Annotated in this window: 20 protein-coding genes, 1 tRNA gene and 4 pseudogenes; 19 read left to right on the forward strand and 6 right to left on the reverse strand. The window is 54.5% G+C overall.

Annotation, left to right across the window (positions count from 1 at the left end):
* From JCM12539_RS08190 to JCM12539_RS08200, 3 genes and pseudogenes are all read right to left on the reverse strand, one after another.
* Positions 1–439: pseudogene (locus JCM12539_RS08190) on the reverse strand (DUF1694 domain-containing protein); the annotation flags it as partial.
* 222 nt (positions 440–661) lie between these two features.
* Complete coding sequence (locus JCM12539_RS08195) at positions 662–1,435, reverse strand: DUF998 domain-containing protein (protein ID WP_082405419.1); 774 nt, start codon at positions 1,433–1,435, stop codon at positions 662–664.
* A gap of 371 nt (positions 1,436–1,806) precedes the next feature.
* A complete protein-coding gene (locus tag JCM12539_RS08200) occupies positions 1,807–2,448 on the reverse strand; it encodes an SDR family oxidoreductase (protein WP_054650611.1) in 642 nt (213 codons plus the stop codon).
* Positions 2,449–2,581: 133 nt separating this feature from the next.
* Here JCM12539_RS08200 and JCM12539_RS08205 point away from each other — a divergent pair, with 133 nt between their 5' ends.
* Positions 2,582–3,145, forward strand: coding sequence for a TetR/AcrR family transcriptional regulator C-terminal domain-containing protein (locus tag JCM12539_RS08205; protein WP_054650613.1), 564 nt, complete (start codon positions 2,582–2,584; stop codon positions 3,143–3,145).
* Positions 3,146–3,354: 209 nt separating this feature from the next.
* Here JCM12539_RS08205 and JCM12539_RS14745 read toward each other — a convergent pair whose 3' ends face one another.
* Together JCM12539_RS14745 and JCM12539_RS14750 are read right to left on the reverse strand one after the other, a co-directional pair.
* Entirely contained in the window at positions 3,355–3,624 is a 270-nt protein-coding gene (locus JCM12539_RS14745; RefSeq protein WP_054650615.1) for an ADP-ribosylglycohydrolase family protein, read from the reverse strand.
* A gap of 2 nt (positions 3,625–3,626) precedes the next feature.
* A pseudogene (locus JCM12539_RS14750) lies at positions 3,627–4,246 on the reverse strand (ADP-ribosylglycohydrolase family protein).
* Between the two features lie 393 nt (positions 4,247–4,639).
* Between JCM12539_RS14750 and JCM12539_RS08220 the strand changes: the two are divergent.
* A complete protein-coding gene (locus JCM12539_RS08220; protein WP_156302142.1) occupies positions 4,640–5,128 on the forward strand; it encodes a hypothetical protein in 489 nt (162 codons plus the stop codon).
* Positions 5,095–5,688, forward strand: a complete 594-nt coding sequence (locus tag JCM12539_RS08225) for a GGDEF domain-containing protein (RefSeq protein ID WP_054650621.1) — start codon at positions 5,095–5,097, stop codon at positions 5,686–5,688. Before JCM12539_RS08220 ends, JCM12539_RS08225 begins: the two co-directional genes overlap by 34 nt.
* 92 nt (positions 5,689–5,780) lie before the next feature.
* Here the strand turns inward: JCM12539_RS08225 and JCM12539_RS08230 are convergent, their stop codons facing one another.
* Entirely contained in the window at positions 5,781–7,418 is a 1,638-nt protein-coding gene (locus JCM12539_RS08230; protein WP_054650623.1) for a peptide ABC transporter substrate-binding protein, read from the reverse strand.
* Between the two features lie 255 nt (positions 7,419–7,673).
* Here JCM12539_RS08230 and JCM12539_RS08235 point away from each other — a divergent pair, with 255 nt between their 5' ends.
* From JCM12539_RS08235 to accA, 16 genes and pseudogenes are all read left to right on the forward strand, one after another.
* Entirely contained in the window at positions 7,674–8,738 is a 1,065-nt protein-coding gene (locus JCM12539_RS08235) for a mandelate racemase/muconate lactonizing enzyme family protein (protein ID WP_054650625.1), read from the forward strand.
* Between the two features lie 62 nt (positions 8,739–8,800).
* A complete protein-coding gene (locus tag JCM12539_RS13220; RefSeq protein WP_156302143.1) occupies positions 8,801–8,953 on the forward strand; it encodes a hypothetical protein in 153 nt (50 codons plus the stop codon).
* 745 nt (positions 8,954–9,698) lie between these two features.
* Positions 9,699–9,771: transfer RNA gene (locus tag JCM12539_RS08240), tRNA-Ala, on the forward strand.
* Positions 9,772–10,328: 557 nt separating this feature from the next.
* Entirely contained in the window at positions 10,329–10,781 is a 453-nt protein-coding gene (gene fabZ, locus JCM12539_RS08245) for a 3-hydroxyacyl-ACP dehydratase FabZ (RefSeq protein ID WP_420835973.1), read from the forward strand.
* Positions 10,782–10,795: 14 nt separating this feature from the next.
* On the forward strand, positions 10,796–11,251 hold the full coding sequence (locus JCM12539_RS08250) for a MarR family winged helix-turn-helix transcriptional regulator (RefSeq protein ID WP_054650672.1): 456 nt from the start codon (positions 10,796–10,798) through the stop codon (positions 11,249–11,251).
* Between the two features lie 84 nt (positions 11,252–11,335).
* Positions 11,336–12,228 (forward strand): annotated as a pseudogene (locus JCM12539_RS08255) (ketoacyl-ACP synthase III).
* Positions 12,229–12,257: 29 nt separating this feature from the next.
* Complete coding sequence (locus JCM12539_RS08260; RefSeq protein WP_054650629.1) at positions 12,258–12,509, forward strand: acyl carrier protein; 252 nt, start codon at positions 12,258–12,260, stop codon at positions 12,507–12,509.
* Positions 12,510–12,517: 8 nt separating this feature from the next.
* Positions 12,518–12,703, forward strand: coding sequence for an acyltransferase domain-containing protein (locus JCM12539_RS08265; protein WP_054650631.1), 186 nt, complete (start codon positions 12,518–12,520; stop codon positions 12,701–12,703).
* A gap of 17 nt (positions 12,704–12,720) precedes the next feature.
* Positions 12,721–13,422, forward strand: a complete 702-nt coding sequence (locus JCM12539_RS08270) for an ACP S-malonyltransferase (protein WP_263849776.1) — start codon at positions 12,721–12,723, stop codon at positions 13,420–13,422.
* 17 nt (positions 13,423–13,439) lie between these two features.
* Positions 13,440–14,159, forward strand: a complete 720-nt coding sequence (gene fabG, locus JCM12539_RS08275; RefSeq protein WP_054650635.1) for a 3-oxoacyl-ACP reductase FabG — start codon at positions 13,440–13,442, stop codon at positions 14,157–14,159.
* Positions 14,160–14,169: 10 nt separating this feature from the next.
* Positions 14,170–15,393 carry a beta-ketoacyl-ACP synthase II gene (gene fabF, locus JCM12539_RS08280; protein ID WP_054650637.1) on the forward strand — a complete coding sequence of 408 codons (1,224 nt, stop codon included), beginning with the start codon at positions 14,170–14,172 and terminating at the stop codon, positions 15,391–15,393.
* Between the two features lie 4 nt (positions 15,394–15,397).
* On the forward strand, positions 15,398–15,841 hold the full coding sequence (locus JCM12539_RS08285; protein WP_054650639.1) for an acetyl-CoA carboxylase biotin carboxyl carrier protein: 444 nt from the start codon (positions 15,398–15,400) through the stop codon (positions 15,839–15,841).
* 4 nt (positions 15,842–15,845) lie between these two features.
* Complete coding sequence (locus JCM12539_RS08290; RefSeq protein WP_054650641.1) at positions 15,846–16,271, forward strand: 3-hydroxyacyl-ACP dehydratase FabZ family protein; 426 nt, start codon at positions 15,846–15,848, stop codon at positions 16,269–16,271.
* 2 nt (positions 16,272–16,273) lie between these two features.
* Positions 16,274–17,646 (forward strand): annotated as a pseudogene (locus tag JCM12539_RS08295) (acetyl-CoA carboxylase biotin carboxylase subunit).
* Positions 17,633–18,469, forward strand: coding sequence for an acetyl-CoA carboxylase carboxyltransferase subunit beta (locus JCM12539_RS08300; RefSeq protein WP_054650643.1), 837 nt, complete (start codon positions 17,633–17,635; stop codon positions 18,467–18,469). The pseudogene JCM12539_RS08295 and the gene JCM12539_RS08300 overlap by 14 nt, the downstream one beginning before the upstream one ends.
* On the forward strand, positions 18,466–19,254 hold the full coding sequence (accA, locus tag JCM12539_RS08305) for an acetyl-CoA carboxylase carboxyltransferase subunit alpha (protein WP_054650645.1): 789 nt from the start codon (positions 18,466–18,468) through the stop codon (positions 19,252–19,254). Before JCM12539_RS08300 ends, accA begins: the two co-directional genes overlap by 4 nt.
* Positions 19,255–19,266 lie beyond the last annotated feature (12 nt).

The raw sequence follows: 19,266 nt of genomic DNA on the forward strand, positions 1-19,266 counted from the left end.
TGTAAGAACCCGAAGAGCCCCTTTTTCTTTTGCGGGGCATCGGCGTTTGTCGTGGCGGTTAAGTGTAAGGAAATATCGTCCCGATTAACCGCGTGGTCGCTCACTACGAGTAAACCGGGAGCGTCGTCTGCCGTTTGCGCGGTGGCGTCGTTCACCATCGTTAGTGGCATGTCGATATCACCCAATAGTTTCATGACGGGGCCAGTAACCGTGACGTCGAGTTTCCCGTTAATGAGCGCGTGATGGTCTTCCCCAACCAGTGGTGGTAACTGCGTGCGTAGTGCGGGCAAAGTCGTGGCCTGAGCCATATTGCTGTTGTCAACCCGTAAAAGCACACGTTCCCGCAATGAGCCAGATAGTGTCGCCGTTCATCCGGATTAGTTTGGCGCGGGCCGTACATCGCGTTGTTTAGGTGGTCCTGCATTTGGTCATCAGACATGGTGGGCGCCTCCAAGCAAAATTATTTACTTTGATTATAACATCATCGCTGCGGTTCACTCCGCGACTTTGACCAACACGTCCCAAGTCCATTGGTCCTGAGTGGCGAGTACACGCAAACGGCCGAACAGCAGTAGCAGCCAGCCAAAGGCCACGGTAAACGCCTGAATTTCGAACGAGGTGAGGGAGGGGTAGCCGAATAAACGGAACCCAAAGTTGAGAATTACCAGGCAGTAGCCACCATGTATGACAAAAACAGGAAGTCTTTGGATACACCGGGTAGTAACCAGCGAATGCCGATAATTAGGGCCGCTAGTAGAATAATCAGCATTCCGGCCGCCTGGTCGTGCAGGACGTGGAAGGCCGCGTTATTGGGGAATAACCCGATACACGCAACATCGAGTGCAACCAGCGACAGCATCCCACGCATGATGTTAATCCGGCGGTTGCCAGGATAACGGGCGCTAATGGCGACGAAGAGCGTGTCGACCAATGCAATCATCAGCAGTGCCGCAATGATCAGCGTGAAGTTGAACTGCCACGCATTATTGGCCAAGTTGGTACCCAGAAAGCTGAGGTTGTGCTGCCACCACCGCCGATGGTTGTTCGAAGCCATTGCAATCACCACGCCCGTAATGATGACGACGGTCAGGAGGGTGCTGAGGGTACCTGCGTCTACGTTGCGAGCGGCCTGTGACATCAGGTAGTTGGTGATCAGCGTCATAATGAAGAAAATAATGGCCGCCGTCACCAGGTCAAAGGTAGCTCCAGGAAATAACTGGCCGAGAACCCAGAATCCACCAACCAAAGCCAAAGCCAACATAATGGTGAATGAGGCAATGATAACGGGGAGGTTGCGCCAGTAGATATGCGGTACCTCGTGGCGGTTGCGCGCGGTGATGAGGTTGCCGGTGAACAGCATCATCCCCGCAACTAACGCGCAACCGATCACCATACTGGCTAGTGAAACGTCGCCAGATAACGCAACTGTGCCCATTTTTTTGACTAATCCAATACAGGTATACGCCCACCGTGAGAATAACGGTCACAATTAGCGGCCACCGCAGACCAAGACGTTCACCGCGGTCACCGGTGGCCGGGCGCAGAATCAAACGGTCGTTTTTGACCGCGACGCGCATTGGCGTGTCGTTGTTGACGCCAAGTTGGTTGGCGACGGATGACGGTAACGTAATGGTTATTGGTTGTTTGTTGCTGGACATAGCGCACTCCCTCTTAAAACTAGATGATTTAATCATAACAAACTACGATAACAAAGGGTACGGTCCGACAGTTAGGTGCGAATGCTGTACTGCACACAAAAGGGGACTGCACCCGGTAGAGTGCGGCCCCCAATATTGCGTTGTGCGGTTAGTAAAATGATGGTTTACTGCCATCAGTGTGCGGTTGGTTTACACCAACGGAGTGGCGGACTTCCTTGGCGGGGTCGTTAATCAGGTTGACGACGTAATCCGCAATGCTCTTACGCGATACCTCGGTGCCCTTGAACGGTTCGCCCTTCTGCGTAGTTTCGTAATCGACAACGTCCCGGTTTGACAGCCATGCCGGACGGATGATGGTGTAGTTGAGGTCGGATGCTTCGATGACCTGCGCCGCTGCGGCGTAGTGCTCCAAGTAGCCGCCGTCCAACATCTGGTGGTTCCACCGACCAAATGAGCCGGGGACTTCGTCGTAGATGCCCAAAGTCGAAATCCAGATTAGGCGCTTGATGCCAGCGTTATTCATCGCGGTCACCACGGCGCGGGCCTGGTCCTCAATACGGGCGTTGCCCAAGTTGGCGTACACCACGTCGATGCCCTGCATGGCCGTGGTGAGTTGCTGTGCATCAGTAGCGTCACCATCAATCACCGTTTCTCTGCTGGCGTCGACGTGCTTAATGCGTTGCGCGTTCCGGAGAAAAAGGGTGAGGTGGTGGTTAGTTTCCTGTAACAGTTGCGTCCGGGCAAGACTGGCAATTTGCCCGTGTGCACCTAAAATCAATACGTTACTCATAAATGTTACCCCCTAATAGTGATATGACTCTTACCGACACGTTTATAGTAGCACTGACAAAAAGTCAGCGTAACGGACACACAAACCCCTGTGTCCGGTGGTATGATGGTAGCGACAAAGAGGGGATGTTCACGTGAACGTGACGCAACAGGAGATTTGCACGGCGACCAAGCGGGTGGTGGTTAGTCAGCCGTTTAATCAGGTTAACGTATCCGTTATTATGGCGACGGCTGGTCTCCGACGCCAAACCTTTTACGACTTTTTCCGGGATAAATACGACGTGTTGGGCTTTATTTACCGTGAGGAAATTGACCATGCGGCCGCGTATTGCCGTCATTATGAATATTGGCCGCAGACGCTGACCAGTATCCTGCGCTACTTTGACGACAATCGGGCCTTCTACCAGCGGGTGCTATCGCTGGACGTGCAGAATGCGCCGGCAGACGTGATTCGGCGGCATATTAGCACCATGATTGCTGACGTGCTGACCGATATGGGCCGGACGGAGCACATCAGCGTGGCGGATACCTACGTTAAGTTTCTGCAATCGATTCTCAGCGAGGCGCTGATTACGGCGTTGCAAGACTGGATTTTGTCCCGTAATCCGGCTAGTCTCCGGGATGAAAATGAGTGGTTGTACCATTACTTGCAGGATGGGTTCAACGGCTTGGTGGAACGCCAGCGGGTTGAGGCGTAAATAATAGGAGGAGTGGGCCACAATGCGGTTGGTTCCCGAGCACTAACGTAATAATGCCGATATTCCTGAACTTAGGAATATCGGCATTATTGTGCTTGGCACAGGGAGCTGCATTGTGGTCCACGTTTGTAGGCCGGCTGCTCACCATAACTTCGATCGGTCAGAAGCCGGACGGCGTCGATGTGCGTCGGTTTTAATTGTGGGCGAACTTATTTTACGGTTGTGGCAAAGTGGTGCGCGAAATCGTGAATAATCGTGTCCATTTGATCCGTGTGCACCAGTTGTTTAGCCCAATCTGCCGGCACGGTTGCGTCGGGGTGGGCCGCGGAAAACAGGCAGGTCGCAATTTGTGCAATCGTGTCGGTGTCCTCACCGAGGTTGGCGGCTTTAATAATGAGTTCATCGAGACTTTCAGCGTTCAGGTTCAGCCAGATCGCGGCTTCGAGCGTGTCCACCACGTAGCCAATTGAGCGAATCATGGTCACGGGTGTTTGCGCAAGTCGCGCTCCCAGATACGGTCAAAGTAGTTGTATTCATCCCGGTCAAAGCGGCACCGTTCCATCATCCGGTGCGCCGTCGCCAGGCCGTCAGTGAGACTGTGTCCGCGCAGTAACGCCCGGAGAAGTTCAACGTAGATGGTGCTGGCAATGACGCTGCGTGGGTGTCCGTGAGTGGTCGTGGTGTATGCTTGCTCATCGTGCAGCCTAACGTCAACACTTGGTTCGTTGACCAGGGCAAAGGCGAGTGGGGCCAGCCGCATGAGCGCACCATTGCCGTTGGCGTACTCGCTCCGGTCGCCACTTTGCTCCGCCGGCGTGCCTTGATAAACGCCATAATGGCGCGGCTGGTGCCGGCCCCGACATCAAAGGTGGTACCGGAGGGAGTATATTCACCCTCTTGCAAGTACGCCACAAAGCGCTGCATCATAGTTGTGGGTGAGCCGTGATGGGTCAGGTTCTCGGCGAGGACTAGCGTGAGCGAGCTGTCGTCGGACCAACTGCCCACCGGTTGGTCGTACGTGCCGTGGCCAGTCATGCCATCAACATGATAGGTATCCCGCACGCGAAACTCGACGGGCACTCCGAATGCATCGGCGACCATGGCGTTGATGAAGAAATGCTGAATTTGGTTCTCGGTAATGTCTGACACGAGCTAACTTCCCCCTCTGATGTGTGCACGTACATCTAAACGTGGCGGTAAACCGTTGGCGTTATGTTGTGTGGTTGTAATCCGGCAAACTAGCACACTTTGTGGCCTTATTATCGCGCTGATAGGGTGTATGGGCAAGACCGCACGTGTTATTTGTGGTGAATAAATCTTCGGAGTATGGTGCCGGTGGTCAAGATATTTTTAGCGGAACGGTTGTAATGTTTACCGTAAAGGGTGGTAATAGTGTACGATTATGCCTAATGGATTAATCAATTTATAGACAAGTGTGGGGACTTGACCGGATGGCATTGATAGGAACAGTAACTTTTTGCCTGGTTTTTTTATATGGCCGGCTTAATTAGTGTGCTCGACGCGTTGGAGGATGTTTTCCCCCGTTTTTACGCGCGAATGACCACTAGGACCGTTGCGCCGGAATTGCCCGTTACGGTGTCTGCGGTGGCCATCATTGGGTGTCTGCGGTGGCTCACACCACTCAACGAGATTGATACGTGGATTGGCGACGCCGCCCTGTTCGGAACCTTGCTGTATAACAGCACGCGATTACAAAGTCGCCAGATGTACGCCGTCATTCTTGTCGTCACTGGCGCTTTGAACTGGACGTTGTGGGGGACATCGTTATTGACGCTCATTCCGTTGGTGGTCCTGTTGGTCGTGAATTATTTCAACGGGTGGTTTAATGAACGTGCTTGGCGGTTCGTCCTCATGACCGTGGTTGTTGGTGGGGTGACCTGGACCACGGCAACCCTGGTGAACCAATGGGATACGCAGGACGCAGCATCGTGGGTGCTATTGTCGTGTTCACGATGTTGGTAGCTCATTGGTACGGCCACGTGGTCGTTGACCGCCAGGAGCAGGGCCGTCAGTTACGCTACAGTAGCAACCATGACGAGTTGACCGGTATTCGCAGTTTGCACCTGTTCCGGAAGGACTACCAGACGTACCAGGGAATGATGCGTAACGATCCGACTGCGCGTCTGACCCTGGTGATGATTGACATTGACCATTTTAAGCAGATTAACGATACGTATGGCCACCTGACGGGTAACGAGGTCCTGATCTCCTTTGCCCGCGACATTGAGGCGTACCTCGCGGCGATGCCATACTTCTGCGGTGTATATCGCACTGGTGGGGAAGAATTTAGTGTCTTCCTGTATGAACTGACTGATGAGGAGGCCAAAGTTGCTGTGGAAGCGTACGTACGCAGGTTACGCGACCTCGTGGTGATGCGGTCCCATCCCGAACGCCGGATCACGCTCTCCGTGGGAATGGCGCGCGTTCCCGGCATGGACGAACCGTTACGGCAGGCCATTGCCAGGACCGACGCCAAGTTGTACGAGGCGAAGCAGGGTGGCCGTGACCGCATCGTGCAGTAATATGGAGAGACAAAAAGGTGAACCACCAGACCGCGCGGGTCATGGTGGTTCACCTTTTTGGGGCTGTCGGACGTGATAATTGTCCCAGCAAATTACTTGTTAGTGGCCCCCGTGTATTCAAACATACTGTTGGGTTCGTAGGTCATGCCCTTCACCGAGGTTTTGGTCAGGTGAGCGGTTCCCCATTGGTACAGGGGGATTGAGCCCATGTCCTTCGTAATCAGGCGGTTGGCGGCCATCAGGTCCCGCCAGCGTTTGCTGCTATTGGTGGCGTCCTTACCCGCGGCGTCGCTAATGTACTGGTCGTACTGCGCGTTGCTCCAAGCACCGCTGAAGTCCTGGGTGCTCGTCGTGTACCGGTTCAGGAAGTTGGAAGCGTCCGGGTAGTCGGCTCCCCACAGGGACATGAGCATGCCGTATTCGTGGGCGCGGCCCAGTTCGAGCCAGTTCTTTTGGGGTACCGACTTAATCGTCACGTTCACTTTGAGGTTGCCGGTGGCGAGTTTAGCAAAGGCGGACTGGAGGTACGTCGCGGTGTTCTTGTCCGCAGTACTGTCCGAGGTTACCAAGGTGAAGTTCAGACTGGTGGTACCAGTGGCAGCCATACCGTCCTTGAAGAGTTGCCGTGCTTGCTTGAGGTCGTACGCGGTGTACTGTCCGTAACCACCTTTGATTGCTTCCTTACCAAAGTCAGCGTTGGTTTGTTCATTGTACATCATGTTGGTGGGCACCATGGAGCGTGCGGGCGTGGAGCCGTCGCCCAGTACTTGCTTGATGAATGCGGAGCGGTTGATGGCTAAGGATAGCGCACGCCGGATCTGGACGTTGCCAAAGGCGGGTACCACGTCCTTATTCATCGACAGGTAAGTTAGCCAGGATTGCTTAACGACGTTGTAACCAGGATCGTTTTTGGATTGTTGGGCATCATCGCCGGTGACCGTTACGTCGTCCAACTTACCGCTGGAGTACAGGTTCATCGCTGTGGATGCGTCCTTCACCACTTGGTATTTGAGTTTTTGGACGTGGTACTGACTGGCGTTCCAGTAGCGGGGATTCTTAGTTTCCGTCCAGGAATTATTAGCCCCGTTCCAGTTTTTGAGAATGTACGGTCCGTTAAAGGTCAGCTTGGTAGCGCTGGTGGCGTACTTACTGCCGTATTTTTCGACCACCGATTTTTCCACCGGGTCAAAGGTTTGGAGGCAAATCATGCTTTCAAAGTAGGGCATTGGCTTCTCCAGTGTGACCTGGAAGGTATGTTTGTCGATGGCCTTCACGCCCAATGAACTGGCCTTTGCCTTACCGGTTAGGATGGCGTCTGCGTTTTTAATACCGCTCAGTATGTACGCGTATGGCGACTTGGTGGCCGGATTCGCCACGCGTTGCCAGGCGTAAACGAAGTCCTCCGCGGTGACCGTTTTGCCGTCTGACCAGCGAATATTCTTACGGAGATGGAAGGTGTATGTTTTCTGATCCTTTGATACGGTGGCCCGTTTAGCGGCCATGTCTGGAGTCAGCTTGTTGTTCTTATAGCGGTAGAGCCCGGCCATGGTGTCCGACATGGCCTGTGAAGACACACCATCGCTAAACTTGGCGGTATCCATCGTCGCAATTACGTCCGCCGACATGCGGGCGATGGTTTGGGGTTTTCCACCCGAAGATGATTGCTTACCACACGCGGCGAGCAGCATTACCGCGGATAGTGCCATTAATGACCAGTATTTTTTTTGCATAGCGGATTCTCCCTCAAAAATTAAATTATTGTAATGCCAATCTAATATAAAAATCGTAATTTTTCAACCTTTAGTTTGCCGACGTTGATTGTCTGCGGCTTAGCCTAAACGATGGCATGGCGTTTAAGGATGATGTTTCGATCATTAAGGACGTGGCCAACTTCGCCGTTCATCATCTGGGGCGTCAGTAGCCGGTACTTTCGTTTGCGTCAGAATTAGTATAAACTGAAATAAATTAGATTGCGGGGTGAAAAGATGAGAATTACCAAGATTGAAAGCTTCAAGCAGGCCGTGACGCTACACCATCCGTTTAAAATTGCTTTTGCTACCATTGATGAACTGCAAACCATTATCGTTAAGGTGACCACCGATACGGGCTGGGTAGGGTATGGCGAAGCGAGTCCCTTTGAGCCGGTGACGGGGGAAAGCATTGAGACCGAGATGGTCATGCTGACGACCTTTGCGGAGCAGCTGGTGGGGATGGATCCCCGGTTAATTGAGCAAATACATAGCGCACTTGATGCGACGACGGTCGGACACACGGCGGCCAAGGCCGGTATTGATATTGCCTGTTACGATATCCTGGGGCAGGCAGCTGGACTTCCTTTGTACCAATTGTTGGGTGGGAACAGCAACCAAATCGTGAGCGACTTCACGATTGGTATCGATGACCCAGCCGCGATGGCAGAGGAGGCCCAGGCCCGGGTAGCCGCGGGCTTTACCGAGTTGAAGGTCAAAGTTGGTGGGGACGACCAGCAGGATCTGGCAGCGGTGCGTGCGATTCGTGCTGCCGTTGGACCAACGGTGGACATTCGGATTGATGCCAACCAGGCGTGGACGCCGAAGCAGGCCAAGCGGATGATGCGTGCGTTTGGTGACGACGTTTCCGCCGTCGAGCAGCCGCTGCCGGCAGCGCAGACGCACCAGTTGCCGCTAGTGCGGGAACTGGTCGACCAACCGGTTATGGTCGATGAGAGTGTGCACGATGCTCATGATGCTTTTCACGTGCTGGCAACGGGCGGGGCGGATATCGTCAACATTAAGTTGCAAAAGGCTTCCGGACTGTGGGGCGCCAGTCAAATTAACGCGGTTGCCGAAGCTGCCGGCATTCCGGTCATGTTGGGATGCATGGTGGAAACCCGGATTGGCATCACCGCGGCCGTCCACTTTGTCGCGGCGCACCGTAACGCGCAGTACGCCGACTTGGACGCCTTCATGGACTTTGCCGAACCCGAATGGCTCAGCGGTGGGTTCACTCAGGAGGGCGGCGTGTACACGCTGACGGATGCGCCTGGGTTGGGCATTCAATGTGACTTATAGTCGTTAATGTTCCGTTTTCTTCCAATGTGCACAGGGGGGCGGTTCTGACCGGTGGAGGTGCTGTGGGGTACTGCGACTTGGTGGACCGCTCCACGGTGACCGCTGCGGTGGCTGGCCGTACTGGTGTGGTGGTTCCGGTTGAGCGGCTGGTCCCCGCGACCGGTGCTGTGAACCTCACGCTCACGCCCGTGCCGTGCTACCGCGAATTGCCGTAGCCCGAGCAAAGCCCGCTCGGTCTAGCCAATTTGATTCTGTAAATCGTAACTGCCAGTAAGTGCTTGCGCACTAACTGGCAGTAACTCTAACAGAACTACGGGTATACAGCCGTCGCGGGGACCAGCCGCTTAACCTCCACCACCACACCAGTACGACCAACGGCGGATGTCAATCGTTACAATGAATAGATAAGTTTGATATAACGTTAAAATAGCGTGGCCATCCATGCCCGTCACGGTGTGAAGTTAGACTGTCAATTTTGACAACGTGCCTCGAAGTCCCGCCGTATTCCCCGTGCAGGAAGTGTTCACGCGATTGTTCACTCAAACTACGGTGTTTTCCGACATTACACATATAATGGGAAACAGCGGGAGGACTTTGGGTCTGGGTGTCGTGACTGTAGAGGTTGTGGACACAGTAGCGTGAGGCCGCGTCGGTCGGACTGGTGAGCGGAGGCGTGTGGGGTCTGAATGGTAGCTACTGCCACCATGTATTGGGAACCCGTGGGCGGTTTGGGGCGTAGGACACGTAAGCCGCAACCCCAAACCCGCCCACGCGTTCGCACCCACCAATCCTTCGCCCTAGCAGTGGTTACCATGGAGCGTCCCACGAAAGCCGCAGCTCACCGGTCCGGCCTACGCTGCCGTCCGCTGCTGCCGTCCGCTATATTAACGTTCAGTCGTTATTGTTGCATTTCGCTATTGCGCTTACTTGCGGACGTGCTAAAATATTAGGGTAAGTTATGGGCCCATAGCTCAGTTGGGAGAGCGCCTGCTTCGCATGTAGGAGGTCGACGGTTCAAGTCCGTTTGGGTCCATTATGAGGTATGCGTTTATTATCCCGCCACCACAATTCGTTGCATGAATTGTGGTGGCGGGATTTTTTGATTTACCGCTAACCATGGTGAACGGCTGTAACGCTACTCAGTCATGACACCCTCAAAAAGGCCGATTGACTGCGATGGCCGATTGACAGATATCATGACCGGTGATTGCCTGAACGGGGATATGCGTGCACGCTGTAGCCGTTGCTACCACAAGCCTTTGAGTGATTATAGACCTAGTTTGATGACGAAGAACAGATCAATTATTGGTCATTAATCATGGTTCGACATCCACCAATTCACGCAAAAACGTCGTCCTGTTTCAACTGTTACGCATAAGCGTAAATCGTTTGACTTTCAAACTACCAGAAATTATATTGGTCACATTCAACGCAAACGGTTCGACATTCAAACTAATTTACGTTGATACATCTTACGCACGGGGACGTGACTTGTCGTTGTCCCCTCCGTATTGGCGGTGGGGTGACTAGCCACGATGACGGTTAGGTTATCCCCGTAGACCCAAGGAGGTTAGAATTTTTTTGGCAGTAATGGATGCACAAACAATTATGCAGTTGATTCCCAACCGGTACCCCATCCTGTTTATGGATCATGTGGATGAGCTTAATCCCGGGGAATCGATTATTGCGACCAAGAACGTCACAATTAACGAGCAGTTTTTCCAGGGGCATTTTCCTGGCAATCCTGTGATGCCTGGTGTGTTGATCATCGAATCGCTGGCTCAGGCCGCGTCGATTCTGATTCTCAAGTCACCAGAATTCGCTGGGCAAACGGCGTACTTAGGCGCTATTTCGTCCGCAAAGTTTCATCAGATTGTTCGCCCAGGTGACGTGCTTAAACTGCACGTTGAATTTACTAAGCGGCGTAATAACATGGGAGTGGTGCACACGTACGCAATGGTCGGTGACAACGTCGCCGCCAAGGCCGAATTAACCTTTATCGTGTCACCAAATACGGAAGGGGCCGCGGCCACTCCTAGTTGAGGATGGAAAATGGGATGCCAGAACTAAGTAAGCAGGATTTTAACGTTATTAACGATGCGTTGGTCAACGTATATGACCACATCATGCGCATTGAGGAGCAGTCGTTGCGTGCCAGCACGTTTAAGGACGTATCGGTGAAGGATATTCATCTAATTCACGCCATTTCACTACACGGACACAAGAGTAGTACTGAGGTTGCACAGGAGTTGCACCTGACTAAGGGCACGCTGTCAACCAACGTGAAGGGACTTGTGCGCAAAGGATACGTGCAACGGGTTCCGGATCGCCACGATGGTCGGGTTCAGCACTTGGAACTCACTAATCGGGGTAAACTACTTTACCGAGCGCATGATGCCTTTCATCGGCAAATCGTTAAGAGCTTCTTACACGGGATGGATACCCAAGAAGTGGGACTAATTAAGCACGCACTTCAAAACCTGGAGCAATTTTTAACGACAGCAAGTAAGTAGGTGCAACCATATGGGTTTTGCAATAATCGGTTCGGCGTTGGCTACACCTGACCAGGTGGTAACCAATGAGACCTGACGCAGTTTATGACCACCAGTGACGAGTGGATTAGGCAACGGACGGGCATTGAGCGCCGGCACGTTGTCCAAACGGAAACAACCGAAAGTTTAGCTACGGACGTCGCCCACCAGCTGTTGCGCAAAAGTGGAATCACAGCTGATGAGTTGGACCTTATCCTGGTCGCGACTATGTCACCGACGTACACCATGCCGAGTGTGGCAGCAACGGTAGCGGGTGCCATTGGCGCCCACAACGTAATGAGTCTCGATATTGGTTCGGCGTGCACAGGCTTCGTGGCGGCATTATCGGCCGCCCGTGGACTGGCGACGGTCCGTAATGACCGCTACGTGATGGTCATTGGTGCCGAAGTACTGAGTAAGATTTTGGACTGGCACGACCGGTCGACGGCAATCTTGTTTGGTGATGGTGCCGGCGGGGTGCTGCTGGACATGCAGTCCGCACACGGAGCGTATTTAGGCGAACGGTTCATCACGCAGGGACAGGACGGCCAGAAGCTCACCGCTGGATTGACCGGTAATCACAGCCCCTTCGCGGTCCCAATTGACGGTGACCCTTACTTCAGAATGGATGGCCACGCCGTTTATAACTTTGTGGTGAAAACCGCCCCGGATCTTATTACGGCATTGTTAGCACAGACCCACACGGACATTACGGATGTGGACGTGGTGGTATTTCACCAGGCCAACCAGCGTATGGTGGAACAACTGGCTAATAAGGTGGGGCTCACCGCCGCCCAGTATCCGTTCAACATGGATGAGTACGGTAACACAGCGGGGGCCAGTGAGCCATATTATTCGCTGAACTAGTTGCCAGTGGCCGTATTCGGCCCGGTGACAAGGTACTATTTTGTGCATTTGGTGGCGGGTTAACCGCCGGCGCTGCGCTGATTGAATACTAACGCATAGACAAAAAAAAGGAGAAACTACGATGACTAAAGAAGAAATTATTACGAAGATTTTGGCACTGGTTAAGGCAGACGATGGCATTGAGGGCGATAACGTCACCCCAACCATGTCGTTTAAGAACGATTTGAACCTGGATAGCCTGGATGTCTTTGAACTAGTAAACGAAATTGAAGACGAGTTTGAGATTGAAATTGATACCGATGAAACTATCGACACCATCGATGATTTGGCGACGTACGTACAGGGCAAGCTCGCTGCCAAGACACAGGCGTAGGTAGCGTCATGACGGTAGGGTATTTATTTGCCGGCCAGGGGCAACAAACCGCCCAAATGGGGCAGGACCTGTACCAGCAAGAAGCAGTTTACCGTGACGTAGTGAACGAAGCGGCGGACGCCCTGGCGGTTGATTTGAGGAATCCCGTAGTATTTGGGGCCCGCAAAACGCCCAGGTCGCTATCTACACGATGAGTGTGGGGATTGCCCGCGTGTTAGCACAGGAACTGCCTGTACCAGCCGGAATGCTGGGGCTGAGTCTGGGTGAATACGCGGCGTTGACAGCAGCCGGTAGTTTAACGCTGGCGGATGGTGTCCAGCTCGTCGCGGATCGCGCCCGGTATATGGCGGCAGCTGGTCAAGCCGTGCCGGGTAAGATGGCTGCGGTGATGACGGACCGGCAGGATGAAGTGCGCCGGTTAGTGCAGACTATCGACGGAGTGTACGTAGCCAACAACAACACGGCAAGCCAACTGGTTGTTGGTGGCCGCGAGGAAGCCGTGGATACGCTCGTTGCCCAGCTAAAGCAGCAGGGTATTAAGCGCGCCATGACCCTCAAAGTGGTTGCCTCACACACACCGTTGATGCAACCAGCCGCTGAACAACTAGCCAATCGGTTGGCGTCAGTCCCATTCGGGCCCACTACCGTACCGGTCATTAGTAACACCACGGTTCAACCGTTTGTGGCGGGCACGGTCAAGGGGACTTTGGTTCGTCAACTGACTAACCCCACGCATTTTGGGGCGGGATTGCAGGCTTTGAGCTCCCTAGGTGTAGACCGATTCGTCGAGGTTGGCCCCGGTCATACTTTGAGTAGTTTTGTAAAGCAGACGCTGCCGAATGCGGAACGTTATCACGTGAGCGACATAGCATCGCTCAACGAGGTGCGGGGTGCATTGGTAGCCAAGTCATAGTGAGGCGGTAATTACTAATGGAAACAGGCGTGGTACTAGTAACTGGTGGTGGACGCGGGATTGGCCGGGCTATAGCGGAGCGGTTGGCCCGTGATGGGTACACCGTTGCGGTCACCATTCGTCGAGCTTTGACGGATGATGTGCAGACCAACTTTGATGCGCTAGGCATCCGTACGGTCCGCGGTGATGTCACTAACGCGGATGAGGCGCAACAAATGGTGGTGGATAGTTGCCACCCCGATGAACAATTACTGGCGTTGGTTAATAATGCGGGTATTACGCGGGACGCGTTACTCACCAGGATGAAAGTAGACGACTTTACGGCCGTCCTGAACACTAACCTCGTTGGGGCATTCAACATGACCAAGCCAGCTTTGCGCGTGATGCAAAAGCAACGCCACGGTAGCATTATCGATATTAGTAGTGTGGTCGGGCTGGTCGGTAACGTTGGCCAGGCCAATTACGCTGCCAGCAAGGCGGGGCTCATTGGCCTGATGAAAACTACAGCCAAGGAGGGTGCACTGCGGAACGTGCGCTGTAACGCGGTGGCGCCAGGCATGGTTGCCACGCAAATGACCGAGTCGTTAAGTGCAAAGGTGACGCAACGGTTACAGGACAGCATTCCGCTTAAACGCTTTGCTGAGCCGGATGAGGTGGCTGACGTGGTCGCATTTTTATTGGGCAACCAATACATTACTGGCCAGGTTATCACCGTTGATGGTGGGCTCACGTTATAGGAGGCATTGAATGAAACGAGTAGTAATAACTGGCATGGGGGCCGTCACGCCTTTAGGTAACACAACCAGGGAATTCCTGGATGGTGTTCATAAAGGTAAGGTCGGTATTGGCCCCATCACAAAGTTTGACGCCGACACCGGCGTGACCGTTGCCGGCGAGGTGCGTGACTTTGATCCCACCGTGTGGATGTCGGCTAAGACGGCTAAGCGGATGGACCTCTTTTCGCAGTATGCACTCTACAGCGCGACGGAAGCCATGACTATGGCTGGATTAGTGGATGGCGGTGTGGACCCGCTGGAACTGGGCGTAATTTACGGCTCGGGGATTGGTGGCCTCGGTACCATCGAACAGCAGGTCATTAAGATGCACGACAAGGGGCCCAAACGGGTGTCGCCTTTGTTCGTTTCCAATTCGATTATTAACATGGCGGCGGGTAACCTGTCCATCCAGTTTAACGCGCAAAATGTCAGCCAGGCGGTCGTGACGGCGTGTGCCTCCGCGACTAACGCAATTGGCAACGCCTTTGATGCCATCCGCCTGGGTCGCGCCCAAGTGATGATTACCGGTGGCGCGGAAGCATCGGTCAACGAAATCGGTATCGCCGGGTTTGCCGCACTTACAGCCCTGTCCCGATCGACTGACCCGGAGCGGGCTTCAATGCCGTTTGACGCCAACCGTAACGGGTTCGTTATGGGCGAAGGCGCAGCCACGTTGGTGCTTGAGGAATTAGAACACGCCCAGGCACGCGGAGCCCAAATTTACGGTGAGGTCGTTGGTTATGGCAGTACCGCGGACGCGTACCACGTGACCGCCCCAGACCCATCCGGCGCAGGCGCAATTCGGGCGATGGCCCAGGCGGTGGATGAAGCTGGAATCGCGCCGGCCGACGTGGGGTACATTAACGCTCACGGCACGGCCACCATGGCGAACGACCAGGCGGAAAGTCGGGCAATTAAATCGTTGTTTGGTGATGCTGACGTCTTAGTTAGCAGCACCAAGGGTATGACTGGTCACCTGTTGGGTGCTGCCGGTGCAATCGAGGCAGTGGCGACAGTGGGTGCGCTTAACGGCGAGCTACCGGTGAACGTCGGCTGCTTTGACCAGGACCCTGAATGTGACGTGCACTTGGTCACACCAAGCAACCGGCAACGGCGGGTGGACTACGCTTTGAGTAATTCGTTTGGCTTTGGCGGGCACAATGCAGTGCTAGCGTTTAAACGATGGGGGGCGTAACCCGATGCAAGAAGAAGAAATTGAGCGTTTGGTGGACCGCTTTGAACGGTCGTCGCTTGACCACCTACAGATTACTGATGACAACTTCAAGTTGGTGTTAAGTAAGCCAGGGGCGGCCCCGGCGCCGGTTAGTACGCCGCCGACCAGTAGCGGCCCGGTTGCGGAGCCGGCCACTGCAGACGGCGGGCCGTTACCGGTATCCGCCAACACCACATCGGTTACGGCACCGCTAGTGGGGGTAGTCTACTTTGCACCCCAACCGGATCAGCCGGTATTTAAACAGGTTGGTGACCCAGTAGCAGCGGGTGAGGTCGTGTGCCTGATTGAGGCCATGAAGATGGTGAACGAGGTTAAGGCCCCCGTTGGTGGGGTGCTGAAGGCCGTGCTGGTTGATGACGGCACGCTGGTTGAGTACGATCAGCCACTGATGCAGATTGAGCAGGTGTAGTTGCATGGACATCACGACAGTTATTCCGCAACGGCCGCCATTCCTCTTTGTTGACCAAGTTAGGGCGGTCACCCCTGGCGTAAGCGCGGTGACCCGCAAGATGGTGACCGTTGACGAGTGGTTTTTCGCGGGCAAAGCTGGTGACCACCAGTTATCCGTGCCGGCGTTTGTACTCACAGAAATGACGGCTCAGACTGGTGCGCTGGCAATTTTGGCTGATCAGGAAGGCGATAAGAACGTTTTGTTCGGCGGTATCCGTTCCGCCGAAATTCTCGCCCCGGTATTAACAGGCGACGAGCTAGTCTGTGCGGTTGAGCTACTCAAAATGCGTGGGCCCATTGGTGTGGGTGCGGGGACTTTGACGGTGCGTGATCAAGTGGTGTACCGGGCTACTTTGGTGTTTGCCGTTGTGGATGCAAAGGAGCGGTGATTATGTTTAAAAAGGTACTCGTTGCCAACCGCGGGGAGATTGCGGTGCAGATTATCCGCAACCTTCGGGAATTAGGTTTACGTTCCGTCGCGGTCTATTCGACGGCCGATCGGGATGCCTACTTTACGCAGATTGCGGACGAGGCGGTGTGCATCGGTGGACCGTTGCCGGCAGACTCCTACCTGAATATGAAGGAAATTATTAGTACTGCTTGTTTAACCGGTAGTGACGCGATTCACCCGGGATACGGCTTTTTATCCGAAAATGCGCAGTTTGCGCAAATGTGTGCCGAGTGTGACCTGACGTTTATTGGCCCGGCCAGTAACGTGATCGAGCAAATGGGTGATAAGGCGAGTGCGCGTGCGGTGATGAAGGCGGCTGGTGTACCGGTTATTCCGGGCAGTAGTGCGGTGCTCAGTGATGCTGAAAGTGCGGTCGCTGTAGCCACTGATTTGGGTTATCCCGTTATGCTGAAGGCCACTGCCGGTGGTGGTGGCAAGGGCATGCGGGTGGTAGCCAATGACGACGAGCTACGTAAGTGCTTTGATGACGTGCAGCGCGAGGCCAACCTGTCATTTGGGGCCGATAGTGTGTACATGGAAAAGGTCATCACGAACGCCAAGCATATTGAGATGCAGGTGATGGCGGACAGCTTCGGCCACGTGGTGTACTTTCCCGAGCGGGATTGCTCGTTACAACGTCACCACCAAAAGTTAATTGAGGAAAGTCCGAGTAGCATGGTTACTGCCGAGGAACGCGAACAATTGGGTGACCTCGTCATTAAGGCCTGCCACGCAATCGACTACCGGAATACGGGCACCTTTGAATTCCTAATGGATCGGGACCACCACTTTTACTTTATGGAAATGAACACCCGGCTCCAGGTTGAACACACGGTGACCGAAGAGGTGACTGGTGTGAACCTAATTGCCGCGCAAATTTTGGTGGCGGCAGGTAAACCGTTGCCGTGGACGCAGGACGATATTACAATCCGGCAGTACGCGCTTGAGTGCCGAATTAATGCGGAGAATCCGCGGGCGGGCTTCCTGCCGTCCGCGGGTAAAATTACCGCGCTGGTGTTACCCACCGGAACTCTGGGCGTGCGGATTGATACCAGTCTAGTCGGGCCCGCAACCATCGCTCCCTATTATGATTCCATGATTAGCAAAGTGATTGTGAGTGCTATGGACCGGCACCGGCTCTACGCCGGATGGACCGGGTGCTGGGTGAGTTGAGGGTTGATGGTGTGGCTACTAACCAAGAATTTCTTGGCGACCTGGTGCACGCACCCGCCTTTGTGAATGACGACAGTACGATTGATTACGTTGAGACCGATTTTCTACCAAGGTGGTTGAAAGAACATGAGCAAATTTAACCAGAGTGACCGGCAGCAGTTGGCCGCCCGGATGGATAAAATTCCGGACAATCTGTACGTTAAGTGCCCCTTCTGCGGTGAGGTGTACTACCACGCCGAGTTGACCGTTTATGACGAGTGCCCGCTGTGCGGGTACGGTATGCGGATGGGTGCCTTGGAGCGCGTGGCGATGTTAACTGATGAGGCAACGGCGATTAATCCTGATTTGGTGGTTGATGCTGCAGTCACCGACGCAGCCTACCAGCAAAAGTTGGCGCGTGCCCAGGCCAACTCAGGCATCAAGGAGAGCGTCTGGACGGGGTGTGTCCGCATGGGTGGCTACCCGGCCGCACTTGGGGTGATGGACACCCACTTCATGATGGGGAGTCTGGGCCGGGTTGCTGGTGAAAAGCTGGCCCGCCTGTTTGAAGTGGCGACCACCCGCAAATTACCGGTGATTTTGTACACCGCTTCTGGCGGCGCCCGGATGCAGGAGGGTTTGTTCTCCCTGATGCAAATGGCAAAGGTGTCCCAGGCGGTGGCTGACCATGCGCGGGCCGGACTGTTGTACGCCGTGATGCTAACGGACCCCACTACGGGTGGTGTGACCGCCAGTTTTGCGATGGAGGCCGATATTACGTTGGCCGAACCGCATGCGCTCGTTGGCTTTACCGGCCGGCGAGTGATTCAACAGACCCTACACGTTGATCCACCACGCGACTTTCAGCGCGCAGAAACGCTGCTCCACAACGGGTTTGTGGATGCAATTGTGCCCCGATCCGAGCAGAAGGCGTACTTGGTGGACCTGCTGCGGATGCACCAGTTAGCGGAGGTTAGACAATGAGTACAGCTTACGATGTGGTGCGTCAAGCCCGAAGCCAGGACAAAGCGAGCACTCCCTGGCTGATCGAACAGTTGGTGACGCACTTTCACGAATTTCATGGCGACCGGGAACACGGTGACGACCCCGCTATTATTGGGGGTGTCGGGTTTCTGGGTGACCAGGCGGTGACCGTGATTGGGACCAATAAGGGGCGAACGCTGGCCGAGTCGCAGGCGTGCCACTTTGGGTGTGCCACCCCAGAAGGTTACCGCAAGGCAATTCGGTTGATGCGGCAGGCAGCCAAATTTCGTCGGCCGGTGCTCAACCTCATCAACACCCCCGGAGCGTATCCGGGCGTTGAGGCGGAGTATCACGGTCAGGGGGATGCCATTGCTCAGTGTATTTTGACGGGGGTCAGCCTACCCGTGCCGACAATCAGCGTGATTGTAGGTGAGGCCGGTAGTGGTGGCGCGCTCGCCTTGGCGTGCGGAGACCAAACTTGGATGTTCGCGCAAAGTACTTACTCCATTCTGTCGCCGGAAGGGTATGCCTCGATTTTGTGGCGCGATGGTCAGCGCGCGGCTGAGGCGGCTGAACAAATGCGGCTGACGCCAGCAGAGATTTTGGCGGACGGTATTGTTGACCGCATCGTACCAGAAGTGACGGACGCTGCCGGCGCGAGCGGGTTGCGGGCCGAATTAATTGCCACCATGGCTGAATTAACGGCACTCCCAACGCAACAATTAATGAACGCACGACACCGCCGTTACCGCAGCTTTGGTACCGACGGACTCCAGGAACAGTGAACCAGAGAGGAC

The sequence above is a fragment of the Lacticaseibacillus pantheris DSM 15945 = JCM 12539 = NBRC 106106 genome, assembly GCF_001311175.1.
In the GTDB taxonomy this organism is placed as follows: Bacteria; Bacillota; Bacilli; order Lactobacillales; family Lactobacillaceae; genus Lacticaseibacillus; species Lacticaseibacillus pantheris.

What these genes read in the sequence shown, in the direction of transcription:
- JCM12539_RS08195 (WP_082405419.1), bottom strand. Translation starts at nt 1,435, where the DNA reads ATGGGCACAGTTGCGTTATCTGGCGACGTTTCACTAGCCAGTATGGTG.
- JCM12539_RS08200 (WP_054650611.1), bottom strand. Translation starts at nt 2,448, where the DNA reads ATGAGTAACGTATTGATTTTAGGTGCACACGGGCAAATTGCCAGTCTT.
- JCM12539_RS14745 (WP_054650615.1), bottom strand. Translation starts at nt 3,624, where the DNA reads ATGATTCGCTCAATTGGCTACGTGGTGGACACGCTCGAAGCCGCGATC.
- JCM12539_RS08220 (WP_156302142.1), top strand. Translation starts at nt 4,640, where the DNA reads ATGGCCGGCTTAATTAGTGTGCTCGACGCGTTGGAGGATGTTTTCCCC.
- JCM12539_RS08230 (WP_054650623.1), bottom strand. Translation starts at nt 7,418, where the DNA reads ATGCAAAAAAAATACTGGTCATTAATGGCACTATCCGCGGTAATGCTG.
- JCM12539_RS08235 (WP_054650625.1), top strand. Translation starts at nt 7,674, where the DNA reads ATGAGAATTACCAAGATTGAAAGCTTCAAGCAGGCCGTGACGCTACAC.
- fabZ (WP_420835973.1), top strand. Translation starts at nt 10,329, where the DNA reads ATGGATGCACAAACAATTATGCAGTTGATTCCCAACCGGTACCCCATC.
- JCM12539_RS08250 (WP_054650672.1), top strand. Translation starts at nt 10,796, where the DNA reads ATGCCAGAACTAAGTAAGCAGGATTTTAACGTTATTAACGATGCGTTG.
- JCM12539_RS08260 (WP_054650629.1), top strand. Translation starts at nt 12,258, where the DNA reads ATGACTAAAGAAGAAATTATTACGAAGATTTTGGCACTGGTTAAGGCA.
- JCM12539_RS08265 (WP_054650631.1), top strand. Translation starts at nt 12,518, where the DNA reads ATGACGGTAGGGTATTTATTTGCCGGCCAGGGGCAACAAACCGCCCAA.
- fabG (WP_054650635.1), top strand. Translation starts at nt 13,440, where the DNA reads ATGGAAACAGGCGTGGTACTAGTAACTGGTGGTGGACGCGGGATTGGC.
- fabF (WP_054650637.1), top strand. Translation starts at nt 14,170, where the DNA reads ATGAAACGAGTAGTAATAACTGGCATGGGGGCCGTCACGCCTTTAGGT.
- JCM12539_RS08285 (WP_054650639.1), top strand. Translation starts at nt 15,398, where the DNA reads ATGCAAGAAGAAGAAATTGAGCGTTTGGTGGACCGCTTTGAACGGTCG.
- JCM12539_RS08290 (WP_054650641.1), top strand. Translation starts at nt 15,846, where the DNA reads ATGGACATCACGACAGTTATTCCGCAACGGCCGCCATTCCTCTTTGTT.
- JCM12539_RS08300 (WP_054650643.1), top strand. Translation starts at nt 17,633, where the DNA reads ATGAGCAAATTTAACCAGAGTGACCGGCAGCAGTTGGCCGCCCGGATG.
- accA (WP_054650645.1), top strand. Translation starts at nt 18,466, where the DNA reads ATGAGTACAGCTTACGATGTGGTGCGTCAAGCCCGAAGCCAGGACAAA.